9 protein-coding genes and 4 pseudogenes are annotated in these 14,883 nt (G+C 56.5%); 9 read left to right on the top strand and 4 right to left on the bottom strand.

Going from position 1 to position 14,883, the window contains the following annotated elements:
• Positions 1-646 precede the first annotated feature (646 nt).
• The 3 genes and pseudogenes from ACMX3H_RS12985 to yebS all read right to left on the bottom strand — a co-directional run bounded on the left by ACMX3H_RS12985 (position 647) and on the right by yebS (position 4,893).
• On the bottom strand, positions 647-892 hold the full coding sequence (locus ACMX3H_RS12985; RefSeq protein ID WP_415211132.1) for a DUF1480 family protein: 246 nt from the start codon (positions 890-892) through the stop codon (positions 647-649).
• Positions 893-1,130: 238 nt separating this feature from the next.
• Positions 1,131-3,695, bottom strand: a pseudogene (locus ACMX3H_RS12980) (MlaD family protein).
• Positions 3,667-4,893 (bottom strand): annotated as a pseudogene (gene yebS / locus ACMX3H_RS12975) (membrane integrity lipid transport subunit YebS). The pseudogenes ACMX3H_RS12980 and yebS overlap by 29 nt, the downstream one beginning before the upstream one ends.
• Positions 4,894-5,125: 232 nt before the next feature.
• Between yebS and ACMX3H_RS12970 the strand changes: the two are divergent.
• From ACMX3H_RS12970 to htpX, 4 genes are all read left to right on the top strand, one after another.
• Complete coding sequence (locus tag ACMX3H_RS12970) at positions 5,126-5,617, top strand: GAF domain-containing protein (protein ID WP_415211131.1); 492 nt, start codon at positions 5,126-5,128, stop codon at positions 5,615-5,617.
• 101 nt (positions 5,618-5,718) lie between these two features.
• Positions 5,719-6,396 (top strand): RNA chaperone ProQ, encoded by a 678-nt coding sequence (proQ, locus tag ACMX3H_RS12965; protein ID WP_415211130.1) that lies wholly within the window; start codon positions 5,719-5,721, stop codon positions 6,394-6,396.
• A 19-nt stretch (positions 6,397-6,415) separates the two neighbouring features.
• Positions 6,416-8,455, top strand: a complete 2,040-nt coding sequence (gene prc / locus ACMX3H_RS12960; protein WP_415211129.1) for a carboxy terminal-processing peptidase — start codon at positions 6,416-6,418, stop codon at positions 8,453-8,455.
• 191 nt (positions 8,456-8,646) lie between these two features.
• Positions 8,647-9,528 (top strand): protease HtpX, encoded by an 882-nt coding sequence (htpX, locus tag ACMX3H_RS12955; protein WP_415211128.1) that lies wholly within the window; start codon positions 8,647-8,649, stop codon positions 9,526-9,528.
• Positions 9,529-9,827: 299 nt separating this feature from the next.
• On the opposite strand, the pseudogene ACMX3H_RS12950 reads toward htpX, so the two are convergent.
• Positions 9,828-11,214: pseudogene (locus tag ACMX3H_RS12950) on the bottom strand (MFS transporter).
• A 213-nt stretch (positions 11,215-11,427) separates the two neighbouring features.
• Between ACMX3H_RS12950 and kdgR the strand changes: the two are divergent.
• The 5 genes and pseudogenes from kdgR (at position 11,428) to ACMX3H_RS12925 (ending at position 14,281) form a co-directional block, all read left to right on the top strand.
• Positions 11,428-12,219 carry a DNA-binding transcriptional regulator KdgR gene (gene kdgR, locus ACMX3H_RS12945; RefSeq protein ID WP_415211127.1) on the top strand — a complete coding sequence of 264 codons (792 nt, stop codon included), beginning with the start codon at positions 11,428-11,430 and terminating at the stop codon, positions 12,217-12,219.
• 66 nt (positions 12,220-12,285) lie between these two features.
• Complete coding sequence (locus ACMX3H_RS12940; RefSeq protein WP_415211126.1) at positions 12,286-12,534, top strand: DUF2766 family protein; 249 nt, start codon at positions 12,286-12,288, stop codon at positions 12,532-12,534.
• Between the two features lie 165 nt (positions 12,535-12,699).
• Positions 12,700-12,843, top strand: coding sequence for a PhoP/PhoQ regulator MgrB (mgrB, locus tag ACMX3H_RS12935; RefSeq protein WP_415211125.1), 144 nt, complete (start codon positions 12,700-12,702; stop codon positions 12,841-12,843).
• Positions 12,844-12,935: 92 nt separating this feature from the next.
• A complete protein-coding gene (locus ACMX3H_RS12930) occupies positions 12,936-13,205 on the top strand; it encodes a YebO family protein (RefSeq protein ID WP_415211124.1) in 270 nt (89 codons plus the stop codon).
• Between the two features lie 90 nt (positions 13,206-13,295).
• Positions 13,296-14,281 (top strand): annotated as a pseudogene (locus ACMX3H_RS12925) (MBL fold metallo-hydrolase).
• Positions 14,282-14,883 lie beyond the last annotated feature (602 nt).

Below are 14,883 nucleotides of genomic sequence, written 5' to 3'. Positions count from 1 at the left end.
ATTTCTGTTCTCGCGTTCTTCTTTTTACGTGCCATGCCATACCCCCGGAAGCTAAAAGTCTCCAGAGTATGGCGGAACAGAAGATGAGCGATCGGACAGAATCGGAATCGCTGATCGGGCGACCGGAATCAGTGATCGGGTGAAATCGGAGTCAGTGATCGGACGTGACCGGAACCAGCACGCCGTGAGGGCTTTATTATTTTCCTACCCTCATTCGTATTGTTACGTGTTTTGATTCCTCTTCTCAGCCTGCGGGCTGATTTTTTTGCCTGGCGCTTTTACCTGACACACTTACCCGATGCCTTAACCTGACGCCTTAACCCAATGCCTTAACCTGATGTCTTAATTTGATGCCTTTAGCTGGCGCCTTTTCCTGAACACTTTCACTTAATGCCTTTATCTGTTGCCATTACCTGATGCCGTACCAGACGTTTATCATACGCGGCGAACTTTGCCCGCAGCGTTTGCCGGGGCCGGCGATGAGGGTGCGGCGAGTCCACATCAAGCCGGGCGAAGGCCCTTGACGCAGAGGTGGTGCGGTCGATGGACCGGGGATGGCAAACGGGGCGCTGGCGCCTGACTCGCCGCGTGGTTAAAGAGGGGGAAACGGACGGTAAAACAGTAGCCTCCCGCGAGGACGGGACGGTTATTCGAGGCGCATGATCCAGGCATCGTTGTCGTGATCGTAATGCTGGCGAAACAAGATGTGTTCTTTCCCGTCCAGAAACGCCGGGATACCGGTCTGTTCATCCCAGCCATCGAGCTGCAAACACAGATCAGGGTCGGATTTACACGGAATACTGACGATACTCTGGACCCGTTGATCATCACCGGAGGAAAGGGTGGCATCGTCAACGGCAAAACTGCTGATTTGCACTGTTGCCTTGGTCATGAATAGGCCCCTTATGCTGTGAGGTGAGAAAGGCGTACTCCTCGTACTCCTGCGGCAAAGAGTTATTGCAGTATAGCGCAAGCAGCACGAAAAGCTAAATCCTGCCTTTGCCCCTTTGCCCCTTTGCCCCTTTGCCCTCGCTGCCGCCTAACTTGCCTTTGCCGCTTCGCGTCCTCCTTCTCACCAGCTATCGGATAAGGAGGAGGGAGGCGTGCGCCCACGCCAGGCCGTCACGCTATCAGTTCGGCGGGACGGCGGTACCCCAGCTTTTCCACTCTTTTTGTTCTTCGCTATAGAGCAAAAAATGCCGGCCCTCGGTCGCCTTCGGCGCCAGCGGCGGCGGCGGCGGGGTAGCAAACGCGATGCCGCCGCGGACGAACTGCTGGAAGGTGCCGCTCTTCACGCTGCCGCCGGTCAGGCCGAACTTGATGTCGTAGCCGGAAGCCAGCCAGAAAACGGAGTTGGTGCGCACCAGGTGCTGATATTGGCGACTGATGCGCAGCGCCACATAGACCCGGTCAGTCAGCGCGCCGAGGGTCAGGTCGGTGACCGTGCCCACCTCAATGCCGCGATACAGCACCGGCGTACCGACCTGTAAACTGCCGGCTTCAGGCGTATCCACGACGATATTCAGCCCATTCAGATAACGAGAATCGGTGATGGTGGTCTGCTGCAATTCAAATTCGCGCGCGGCCGCCCCTTTGCCTGGCTCGACGTTGATATACGGTTGCAGCAGCGTTTCCAGATGGTTTACCCCGGCGGCGGAGATTTCCGGCGTCACCACCGAAAACCGCGTTCCGTTGCGGGCAAACGTCTGCACGTATTCGGGGTACAACACCGCCTGCGCCAGCACCAGGTTATTGCCGGGGGAGAGCTTACTGGCGTAGTAGGTGCGCAGCACGATCTGGCTGCCCACCGCCCGCGTGGCGTTTTCCGAACCGTAGAGCTTACGCGGCGCGCCCTTCACCACCGAGGCGCCCGCCAAATTGTCGAAACTCACTGCCCCCTTCAAGGTGCGGTTCAGCGGCGAGGCCTGAACCGTCAGGCCGCTGCCGTTAATTTGTACCCGGGCGCCGCCTTCGGCCCAGAACACGCTCTTATCGCTCAACAAATTACGGTATTTGGGTTGGATGTAAACATCGACTTTAAAGTCTTGCGGCGTGGGCCACACGTCCACAATCTCACCCACCTGAAATTTGCGGTAAAGCACTATCGAACCGGTCTGGATGTCGGGCAGATCGGAGGCGGTCAGCGTCAACGTGGCGTTGGGTCTGTCCCCCTGAATACCTTGTTCGGCCATTTCACGATTGCCGTACAGCGGGTAATGGCTTTGCGCCGGCCCCTGTGCGCCCGGTATCACTTCTACGCCGCCGTCCAGCCACTCCTGCGCACTGGTACCCAATACCCTTACGCCATCCAGGCCGAATTTGACATCCACCCGGCTATTGACGACAAACTTGGTATCTTGATGAATAACGTCAGCGAACTCCGGCTTCACCGCGGCGCTGAAAACGATCCTATCGCCCGTAAGCTGCCGCGCGATGATCTTACCCACCTGTATCCCTTTCATCGTCAGCGGCTGCCCGGCGTCGATGCCATAGCTTTGCAGCGCGCTCAGGGTGAAGATTTTCACCCCGGGCAACTGAAGGAGGTTACGGTTGCTGTCGGGTACCGTAAAACGCTGCTGCGGCTCTCCTTCGCCGGGAATCAGCTCCAGCGTAGTGCCTGCCAGCAGACCGCTGAAATCAGGCTGGGTCAGCGACAGCTGCAGGGTCGTCATTACAATGAGGGTCCCGCTGCGCATCAGATCCGCGACCGACGGATTGAGGGTCAATTCGCCGGTGACGTGCCGGTCTTTACCTAGGGTAATCTTGGTTAGCATGCCGACTTCCAACCCCTGATACAGCAGAGGGGTATGCCCGGCGCTAAGATGACTGCCGTCGGGCAGATCGAGGGTAATAATGACACCGCGCTGACTGTGGGCCAGGTCGGGATAAAACTGATAATTATCGTCGGTGCTGGCCTGAGCGCTATTGGCGGGGGAGTCGAAGGCGATAGAGTCGTTGACCAACGCCGCCACGCTCTCCATTTCTACCCGCGCGCCATGAAGATCGACATTGGCCTTCAGGTCGAAGACATTCCAGAAACGGCTGTCTTTTTTCACCAGATGGGTAAAGCGGCGATCGATAAGCACATCGATATTTACGCCTTTACGGTTGCGGGCAATATCGAAATCGTAAACCTTGCCGACCGGCAGCTTGCGGAAATATACCAGCGAACCGGTGCTGAGCGAACCCAAATTGTCCGCCTGCAAATGTACCAGCAACTCGCCGGTGTTCACGCGATATTTGGGTTGGGTATCCAGGGCGGTGAAATGGGTCTGTTCGTTACCTTTACCCGGCATCATGCCGATGTAATTGCCGCCGACCAGAGCGTCCAGGCCGGAAATACCGGCCAGTGATGCCTTGGGCGTCACCAGCTAAAATTGCGTCCCTTCGCGCAGCGCGTCACGCATATCGCTTTTGATGCTGGCCTCGACCTTAATGGTGCGCAAGTCGTCGCTGAGCTTGATATTTTGCACGGTGCCGACCTCAACACCCTGATAACACACCGGCGTGCGCCCGGCGACGATGCCATCGGCGGAGACGAAATCAATCGTCACCGTGGCACCGCGCTCTTGCAGCGTGCTGTAGACCAGCCAGCCGGCAATCAGCAGGGCAATAAACGGCAATAGCCAGAAAGGCGAAATACGACGCTTGGTGCGGACGGTCGCATTAATCGGTGTAGTCGGCGTGTGTGGCATGTGCGTCCCATAACAAACGGCTGTCCAACCACTCGACAGCAAGAATTGTCAAAATTACGGCGGAGCCAAAATAAAAGCCGGCCGGTCCCGGCGTAAAGGCGAGCAACTGATCCCTATCAACCAGCGACAGGGTAATTGAGATAACAAACAAATCCAGCATTGACCAGCGTCCAATCCAGATAACGAATCGCAGCAGCCGAACGCGTGTTTTCATGCCGTGCCGAACCTTGAAGTGGATGCTCAGCAACAGCGTAAACAGCACAATAATTTTGATAAATGGCACCAAAATGCTGGCGATAAAGACAACTGCCGCCACCGCGAAATTTCCCTGCGCCAGGGACATAATGCCGGACATAATCGTATCCTGGTTGCGGCTGCCATTCAGATAAATAATGGATATCGGCAGCATATTGGCGGGGATCAGCATAATAATTGCGGCGAGGAGGGCGGCCCAGGCCTTTTGCAGACTGTGGCGCCGGCGGCGGCGCAGCGGGGTATGGCCGCGCGGGCAGCGGCCGCGGGCGTCAGGCAGGCCGGTGAATCGACAGCCGAGACAGACGCGCAGCGCGCCGGTTAGCGGCATCCCCGGACGCGGTGCCGGCTGTGGAAAATAGTGCTGCCACAGCTGGCCGGTATTGAGCTTGATTAAAGTCAGGATGCTGATCAGCGTCAAAATAACATAGGCGGTTAAACCCAGTCCGGTGGTCACATCGGCGTAATCCTTTACTTTTATGGACGCCACGGCCATGCCGACTAAATAAATATCGAGCATTACCTATTCTTTTAGCCTGTGCAGCATCAACAGCACGGGGCGCAAATTCAGGCCCACGCGCTGGCCAAAATACAAATACAACAGCGAAAAGACCAGCGTGACGGGCGCACCGACGGTACAAAACGCCACCATGCTGGCGGTAATGACGTTGCCCTGCAGCAAACTGGCGCTAATCGGCGTGCCCAGCAACCGGATGCTTATCAACGGTTCGGTATAGGCAAAAGGCATCAGCAGCAGCAGCGTGACCGCCAGCGCCGCCAGGCGCGTCATGCTCCAGTCACGCCCGCGTACCACTTTCGCTTGGCAGCGCGGGCAGCAGGCATCCTGGTTATCGCCGAGGGGCGGCAGGATAAATAAGACATTGCATTCCGGACAGCGTTGATATTGGCCGGACGGAAAGGCATCATGAATCGCGGTTATTTTCATCGCGCGGCGTTTACGCCTCCCTCACACCTCATTTTTCACCCTGCACGCCGCCGTTAGCGGGTTATAATAAACCGCCGGCGCAACGCCTGTCTGGCCGGGCAAACATACCCGCGCGCGAACACTTTGCGAAGTCATAACGGATTAATCTTGTGGCTTTGGGCATTTATTGCTTATTTTATAGAGGCTGGTGTGCCGTCTGCTAACACAAAGATTAGCTCATTTAATGGTTATTATGAAAAAACAACAATTTTACGCCGAATTATTGCAAGATATGTCGGCACTCCTTGAGGGCGAAACGCACTTTATCGCCGCGTTGGCCAACGCCAGCGCCTTACTTTATGAACGTCTGGAAGGGGTAAACTGGGCCGGTTTTTATTTACTCGAGGGTGATATACTTGTGCTCGGGCCCTTTCAGGGCAAGGTCGCCTGCGTGCGCATCCCGCTAGGTAAAGGCGTCTGCGGCCCCGCGGCGGCGGAAAACCGGATTCAGCGTATCGGCGATGTGCATGCTTTTCCAGGCCATATTGCCTGCGACGGCGCCAGTAACGCGGAAATCGTATTGCCTATCACAATGGATGAACGCGTGGTGGGGGTTTTGGATATCGATAGCACGATTTATCAACGCTTCGATCAGGATGATGAAGATGGACTGAAGGCGGTGCTGGATTATCTCTGCCGGCAGTTGGGAACCACCAATATGCGCAAATTTATCACTAATACTTGATAATGATATACGGATAACGTGGCATTTGCCGATGGCGTCATTATAATGACGCCTGTTCATGCCTGCGCTGGTTGGCAAACCCGTTGTAATCAGGAAAATTCATGGAAAATCAACCTAAGTTGAACAGCAACAAAGAAGTCATTGCCTTTCTGGCGGAGCATTTCCCGCTCTGTTTCACGGCCGAAGGTGAAGTCAGGCCGCTTAAGATAGGCATTTTTCAGGACCTCGTTGAACGGGTTCAGGGCGAAGACAATATCAGCAAGACGCAATTGCGTTCCGCATTGCGCCTTTATACTTCAAGCTGGCGTTACCTTTACGGGATAAAGCTTGGCGCGCAGCGCGTTGATCTCGATGGTAATCCCTGCGGCAAGCTGGAAACGCAGCATGTTGAACATGCGCGCAAGCAATTAGAGGAAGCCAAGGCCCGCGTTCAGCTTCAGCGCGCCGCCCAGCAGGCGAAGAAACGCGAAAACGGCGAGGCCGTTGCGCCACGTCGTCCCGCTGCGGCCAAGCGGCCCGCCAAGAGTGACGCCGTCGCGCCTCGCAAACCCCGTCCCAAACAAGAACGTCCTGCGTCTGCCCCCAGGCAAACGGCGCCGGTCGTCAAAACCGTGCCTGTCACCGATATTTCCACGTTGCAAATCGGCCAGGCTATCAAAGTCAAAGTGGGTAAAAATCCCATGGACGCAACCGTCATGGAAATCGCCAAAGAAGGGGTACGAGTGCAGCTCTCTTCCGGGATGGCTTTGATAGTACGCGCAGAACACCTGCAGTTCTGATACGGAGGCCAACCAGGGCATGAACACATTTGTCAGAGTCGCCATGATGGCGGGGGCGCTGCTGGCGGGCGGGGCGATGGCGAAAGACGACATCACCCGCGCCGATCAGATCCCGGCGTTGAAAGAAGAAGCACTGCAGCAGACGGTGAGCCAGCGGGTCAGCGCGCGTTTTACGCGGTCGCACTATCGCCAGTTCGATCTGGACGGGGTCTTCGCCGGCAAAATTTTCGACCGTTACCTCAACATGCTCGACTACAGTCACAATGTGTTGCTGGCGTCAGATATTGTGCAGTTCGCTGCCCAAAAATCACAGCTGGCCGATGAGCTCAAGAGCGGTAAACTGGATTTGCCGTACGCGATGTACAACCTGGCGGAAAAGCGCCGGTTTGAGCGTTATCAGTATGCGCTGGCGCAGTTGGCTAAACCGATGGATTTCAACGGTAACGGCGCCATCGAAATCGACCGCAGCAAAGCCCCTTGGCCCAAGACCACCGCTGAGCTCGACGCGCTATGGGATGCCAAGGTGAAGTATGACGCGCTGAATCTCAAGCTCACCGGCAAAGACGAGAAAGAGATCCGCGACATTTTGACCAAGCGCTATCAGTTCGCCATCCGGCGCCTGGCGCAAAGCAATAGCGAAGACGTTTTCCAGCTGATCATGAACGCTTTCGCCCATGAAATCGATCCGCACACCAATTACCTTTCCCCGCGCAATACCGAGCAGTTCAACACAGAGATGAGCCTGTCGCTGGAAGGCATCGGCGCGGTGTTGCAAATGGATGATGATTACACGGTGATAAACTCGCTGGTACCGGGCGGCCCGGCGGTGAAAAGCAAAGCGATTACCGTGGGCGACCGCGTGGTGGGTGTGGGCCAGACCGGCAAACCGATGGTGGATGTTATCGGCTGGCGGCTGGATGACGTGGTGTCGCTGATAAAAGGGCCGAAGGGCAGCAAAGTGCGCCTGGAAATATTGCCCGCCGGCAAGGGCACCAAAACCCGTATCGTCACCGTTACCCGCGAGCGTATCCGGCTTGAGGATCGGGCGGTGAAAATGTCAGTGAAAACCATCAGCAAGGAAAAAGTAGGCGTTTTGGATATTCCCGGTTTTTATGTGGGCCTGACCGATGATGTTAAGGTGCAACTGCAAAAGCTGGAAAAACAGAACGTGCAAAGCGTCATTATCGATTTGCGCGCCAACGGCGGCGGTGCGCTGACCGAAGCCGTATCGCTATCGGGGCTGTTTATCCCCAGCGGGCCGGTCGTGCAGGTGCGCGATAACAACGGTAAAATCCACGAGGACAGCGATACCGACGGTATTGTCTATTATAAAGGACTATTGGTGGTGCTGGTCGACAGGTTCAGCGCCTCCGCGTCGGAGATCTTCGCCGCGGCGATGCAGGATTATGGCCGGGCGCTGGTGGTCGGCGAGCCGACCTTCGGCAAAGGCACGGTACAGCAATACCGTTCGCTGAACCGTATCTATGATCAGATGCTGCGTCCGGAATGGCCGGCGCTGGGGTCTATCCAATACACTATCCAGAAATTTTACCGGGTTAACGGCGGCGGCACGCAGCGTAAAGGCGTGGTGCCTGATATCATCATGCCCACCGGCACCGAAACCGTCGAAACCGGCGAAAAATTTGAAGATAATGCGCTGCCCTGGGACAGCATCAACGCGGCCACCTATACCAAGGCTGGCGATTTGAAGCCGTTCTCGGCCGAGTTGCTCAAAGCGCATCAGGCGCGCATCGCCAAAGATCCTGAATTCCAATATATCCAACAGGATATCGCGCGTTTCCACGCCATGAAGGAGAAACGCAATTGGGTCTCCCTCAATCTCGCCCAGCGGGAGAAGGAGAACCACGAGGATGATGCTATCCGCCTGCAGCGCACGAACGAGCGGCTGGTGCGTCAGGGTAAGAAACCGGTGAAGAATTTGGAATCCATCCCCAAGGATTATAAAGAGCCGGATCCCTATCTGGATGAAACGGTGCAGATTGCGCTGGATCTCGCCCATGCCGAGACCAGCCAACCCGCCGCCCTGCCGGCGGGGTAGCAACGTCACAAGGCGCCTTAACCGGCGCCTTTTTTTCGCCGCGTCCCAGGGACGGGGGCGAAAAGTTTAACAAAATGTAAAGTTATGTCTTTTTAGCGACTCATCGGCGCGTAATGCTTGAAAAACGCCGCCGAGACCCTAGATTAACGTTACGCAATAAGCGTGATTTTTTCCGAGGAACCTGACATTTTATGATGCGTATTGCTCTTTTCCTGCTCACTAACCTGGCGGTGATGGTGGTGTTCGGTATTGTACTGAGCCTCACCGAGATCCAGTCCTCCAGTGCCGCCGGATTAATGATTATGGCCGGGCTGTTTGGTTTCGGCGGAGCCTTCGTTTCGCTGTTAATGTCAAAATCCATGGCGCTGCGCTCGGTCGGCGGGGAAGTGATTGAGCAGCCGCGCAATGAAACCGAACGCTGGCTGCTCAATACCGTCCGCCAGCAGGCGCAGCAGGCCAATATCGCCATGCCGCAGGTGGCGCTTTATCACGCGCCCGATATCAACGCTTTCGCTACCGGCGCGCGGCGTGATGCCTCGCTGGTGGCCGTCAGCACCGGCCTGCTGCAGAATATGAACCGCGACGAGGCAGAGGCGGTCATCGCGCACGAAATCAGCCACATCGCCAATGGCGATATGGTGACCATGACCCTGATCCAGGGCGTGGTGAACACCTTCGTCATTTTCGTCTCGCGTATTCTGGCGCAGCTGGCGGCGGGGTTCATGTCGTCGGACCGCGACGAGGGTGAAAGCGGCAATGGCAACCCGATGGTCTATTTCGCCGTCTCCATGGTGCTGGAATTGGTGTTCGGGGTACTGGCGAGCATCATCACCCTGTGGTTCTCGCGTCACCGCGAATTCCACGCCGATGCTGGTTCGGCCAGGCTGGTGGGGCGTGAGAAAATGATTGCGGCGCTTCAGCGGTTAAAGACCAGCTATGAGCCGCAGGAAGCCAGCAGCATGATGGCGTTTTGCATCAACGGCCGCAACAAGACGTTCAGCGAACTGTTCATGTCCCATCCCCCGCTGGATAAACGGATTGAAGCACTGCGTTCCGGCGCCTACCTGAAATAAGGCGCGCCGGCAGCGCCGCTGCCGGGGAGGGTGATGTCGCCCCTCGCGATGGCGGCCTGTAAACCGCCGAACGTCGGCCGGGAACCGGTAATGCTTTTAACCCCCCCCGAGACGCCAGCCGGGAAACAGCGATGCTTTAAACCGTCGTGGTCGGCCGAGAAACGGTAAGATGTGCAACTGTCCGGTAACGGGTGATGTCAGCCCGGCCGCGCGGCAAGCCACTGAAGAATCCCCCTACAGCATGGGGATTCTTTTTTTTGCCCGACACGCCAACCCGTCCAGCGCCTGATGCGCCGGGTTTATTTCCCCACCGCCTGCTGGGGGTTGGCCTGGGTAATGCTCAGCGAACTGACCAGCGCGGCGCCGGCGGCGAATACGCCCGCCAGCACCAGCGAGGCGTGCGTACCGGTGTCGCCAAACATATTGAACATTAACGCCACCAGAGCGGCGCCGCTGGTTTGTCCGAACAGGCGGGCGGTGCCCAACATGCTGCTGGCGCCGCCGCTGCGGTTGCGCGGCGCCGAGGTGATGATAGTGTGGTTGTTAGGAGACTGGAACAACCCAAAACCGGCGCCACACAGCATCATCCGCCAAATAATCTCGCCGTCGGTCGGCGCGGCCGGCAGCCAGGCCAGGGAGAATAGACCCGCGGCAAACAGGCACATGCCGATCCCCCCCAACAAACCCGCGTGTACCCGGCCTATCAAGGCGCCGGCCAGCGGGGCGAAAACCATGGTCGCCAGCGGCCAGGGCGTAAGCAACAGGCCCGTTGCGACCTCCGTGCGGCCCAATACGGTTTGCAGATAAAAAGGCAGCGATACCATTGCCAACATTTGGGCGCTAAAAGAGCAGATGGACGTACACATGGACAGGGAAAACAGCGGGATACGCAGCAGGTCCACCGGCAACAGAGGCCAGCGCTGGCGCAGCTGGTGGCGGACGAACAGGGCACCCACCGCGATGGCCAGACACAGCTAGATGGCAATCCAGCGGCCATTGACCTGCTGGGCGAAACCGCTCATCGCGGAAAGGCAGCAGGCCGAAGGTCAAGGCATTCATCAGCGCGCTGGCGGCGTTAAAACGCCGGCCGCGGTTCTTCTGTGGGTTGCCCGGCAAAAACCGGTGTCCCAGCCACAGGGCGAAGAGGCCGATAGGCACATTAATCGCGAACAGCCACTGCCAGCTGGCCACCGACAGAACGCCTGCCGCTACCGTGGGACCGGCGGCGGTGGACACCGCCACCATCAGCGTATTAATTGCCATACCGCGGCCGAGAATACGCTGTGGATAGATGATTCGGATTAGCGCGCCATTGATACTCATCACCGCCGCGGCGCCGAGTCCCTGCAGAACGCGGGCCCCAATCAGCATCCATAAGCTGTCGGACAGCGCGCACAGCAATGACATTAGGCTGAATACCGCCAGACCGCATTGATAGACACGCCGGTACCCGTAAATATCGCCGAGGCTGGCGAAGGAGAGCAATGAAACAATAATCGCCAATTGATAGGCATTGACCACCCAAATCGATGCAGCCGGACTGGCGTGGAGTTCACGGGCAATGGTGGGCAGGGCAACGTTGGCGATGGCGCCATCTAAAACCGCAATGGAGGCGCTCAGCACGATCGTCAGAATGGCTCCGTAGCGCTGCGGCAGGGGTACGCCGTCATGGTCGATGTGGGTCATTAAGGTTCGTTCGTCCGTAAAAGCCTTTACTGTAACACTTTTGTTACAACCGGCGAGGGGCGTTTCGCGCGGCAAATGTAATAAATACTAACTAACGGGCAACGCGGCTGAACCGCCATTGCGCATTGCACAGGCTGTAGCCTTGCCATTATACTAAAAATCATGTTCTATTTTTTTAAAACGCAAAACTCCCTTTACAGGATACTTATTAACATGGCGATAGCAGAAGTCGACCGGCAACCCGATTCGGTGTCGTCGGTATTGAAGGTGTTCGGCATCCTCCAGGTGCTGGGGGAAGAGCGTGAAATTGGCATCACCGAACTGTCGCTGCGGGTCATGATATCAAAAAGTACCGTGTACCGCTTCCTGCAAACGATGAAATCCCTGGGTTATGTCGTGCAGGAGGGAGAATCGGAAAAGTATTCATTAACACTTAAGCTGTTTGAGCTGGGCGCGAAAGCGCTGCAAAACGTCGACTTGATTCGTATCGCCGATATTCAGATGCGGGTGCTGTCCAACCTCACGCGGGAAACCATTCACCTCGGCGCGCTGGATGAAGACAGCATCGTCTATATCCATAAAATCGACTCGCTGTACAATTTACGCATGTATTCGCGCGTCGGCCGCCGTAACCCACTTTACAGTACCGCTATTGGCAAGGTGCTACTAGCCTGGCGAGACGTCTCAGAGGCGAGCGACATCCTGGCTGATGTGGTCTTCACCCGCAGTACGTCCCGCACCGCCGCCAGCCGAGAGGCGCTGTTGCCGGAGCTGGAGCGGGTGCGCGCGCAGGGGTTCGGCGAAGATAACGAGGAGCAGGAGGAGGGGTTGCGCTGCATCGCGGTACCGATTTTTGATCGCTTTGGCGTCGTCATCGCCGGCCTGAGCATATCGTTTCCCACTATTCGCTTCTCAGAAGAGGCCAAAAATGATTATGTCAAAATGCTGCACGACGCGGCGCGCACCATCTCCCGCCAGATAGGCTACCACGACTACCCGTTTTAATCCCTCGATAACCGAACCGGCTTGTTTGATCCTCCGGTTCGGATGCTCAGGCATAAAGGAAAAAAAATGACACAATCCCTTACTGAAAACCAGGAACTGGTGTCCGATCTCGTCGCCTGTCAGCTGGTAATAAAACAGATTCTAGACGTTATCGATATCATCGCGCCGGCGGAGGTGCGCGACAAAATGTCCGCGCAGCTAAAAAACATTGACTTTGGCACCCATCCCGCCACCCGTGACCCCATTACGCGGCGCGCGATTGAGAAAGCCATCGCCCTTATCGACATGAAGTTCGAGCGCGCCACCCCCCACTGAAAGCCGTTTCGTGGCCGCGTCTCGCCCCGGGAGCGGCCATTTAACTTTACAGGTTTATTTTATTAATTAAAAATCATTTCAATGAAAACTAAATGAGGTGCTGTTATCTCTCGTTTAAGTTTAAGCGGATAACATTAGTTGATTAGGCATTTCAGGAATAGGGTTTTGAAAAGAAGCACAACGATTAAATTGATCGTGATTCTGCTGCTCTGTTTGGCTCTTTGGCTGTCGGCGCTGAATAGCTTTTGCGAGCAGGGAGGGGATTTTTTCAGCGGCATGTGTCTGGTGACCAAATGGATGCCTTGGTAACGTCTGTTAACAGGCAAATTTTGTCAGCGGGGTACTAAGTCGGCCCCGGAGTGATAATATAGCCACTGGTTTAACGAGTGGCAGGTCAGTTCATGAATGAGTTGGGAGTTAACAGCCTGAATATCGCAATTGCCGTGGCGTCCGTCGCGGTATTCGTCATCGTGCTGGTTGTCTGGTTTTTTCTGAGCCGCGCCAGTGTCAAAGCGAACGAGCAGATAGCTTTGCTAACCGAACTTCTCGAGCAACAGAAACAGCAGACCGAGCTGTTGGCAAGACTCACCCGGGGAGAATCGCCGAACCCGGCCTCACCCCCCGTTCCCGGCGAATCCACCATGTTTAAAGATTTTATCGCCGAACGTTAATCCCCCGACGCGCGTGAACCCCCGCCGGCTTGTGAACGGTGGTTTATCCCTTTGCGTTGTCCGCCCCTGACAGGGAGAGTGCAAAAAATCATGAGCAAGCCAAATCGCTGGTATGATCCTACCAAGTCCCACCATACACCCACCGGTTTCACCAATCCCGATATCTCCCTGCGCGATCCTGGGGCGCTGAAATGCTGGCGGGAGGAGCGCAAGGCGCAGGGGCTGCCGCGGCCGCCCGGCGAGGGCTATGAGGCCTTTATCCGTTAGTGGTGGCAAAAAGCGGACTTCAGCGGCCATAAAGACGCCGTTTGGTGGCTTGGCCATGCCTGCCTGCTGCTGCGGGTGGGTGGGCAACATATCCTGTTCGACCCGGCGCTTGGCAAGCGCGCCTCACCGCTGCCGTTTGCCGGCCCGGTGCGCAAAACGCCCTTGGCGGCGACCGTCGCCGAATTGCCCAACATTGATTGGGTGCTGTACTCCCACAATCATTACGATCATCTTGACCACGGCACGCTGCGGCAACTGTTAAAACGCTTTCCCGCGTTACGGGTCGTGGCACCCTTGGGCATGGGCGCCTAGTTACGCCGACACGGGGTCAAGCACGTGGCCGAATGCGACTGGTGGGATGCGGTCACTGCGCCGGAATTCGCGCTGCACTGCACCCCGGCACGTCACTGGAGCATGCGCTCGCTCTGGGACCGCAACCGGAGTTTATGGTGCGGCTGGGTGGTGTCCATGTCGCGGTGGCGTTTCTTCTTTTCAGGCGACAGCGGCTATACCCCGCGGTTGGCGGAGATCGGCCAACGCCTGGGGCCGTTTGACGCGGCGGCGCTGCCCATTGGCGCTTATGCACCAGAATGGTTCATGGCGGAAAGTCACATGAGCTCCACCGAGGCGGTGCGTTTTTATCAGGAACTTCAGCAGCCCGGGTGATCCCGATTCATTGGGGGGTGTTCGAGCTGGCGGATGAATCCCTGGACGAGCCGCCGCGCGAGTTACTGCGCGCCCAGCGCGAGGCGGGCGTCAATAATGCCGATTTCACCGCGTTAAAAATCGGCGGTAAAATCACGCTTTGACAGGTGATTTTGCCTTTAGCCTGGGGTACGGCGGCGCTGAAGGTAGTGGTGCCGATGGCCTGCTATTTTGATGCTGGGCTGAGGGGCGTGTCGGGGGGACTGAGGCCTGTTGGCTGTTTGTCTAATGGAACGGTATTTTGCAGGCCTGGCGTCCCTGCGGACCCAGTAGAAGCGGTTTTGCGCCGGCCCCCTCTTAGCCGACGGCGTAAACCAGCGCGTCAGCCAGGGTGCGAAAGCTTTAACGGACATCTTGGTCACCCCCCTTAATGCCAATTTGGCCGGCGCGCGACCCAGAAGATAATTAAACAAAGCGGTGTAAGAAATAATCGCAATCGCATTACTGGCCGATTTCCTTTTCCGTTTGTCATATTGCTTTAATATTCACCGTATATAGCGCGTTAATAATGAGATTGTCCAAACGCATCACGCGGCAGGTAATAAATGAACATTATGTGTCTTTTTGTAAGCGTACGCCCAGCGCCGTCTGTTAATTCCCCATCAAGTTATTGAAGATGATGTCCATTATTTTTTTAATGGGCGCAATTCATGAAACAAACCCCACCAAAACCCTCAAGACGTCGTCCCAATTTCCCGCTGGACTT

This window comes from Sodalis sp. (in: enterobacteria), from assembly GCF_047607725.1.
GTDB lineage: Bacteria > Pseudomonadota > Gammaproteobacteria > Enterobacterales > Enterobacteriaceae > JBLKSS01.
This window is presented reverse-complemented; position numbering and strand designations above follow the sequence as displayed.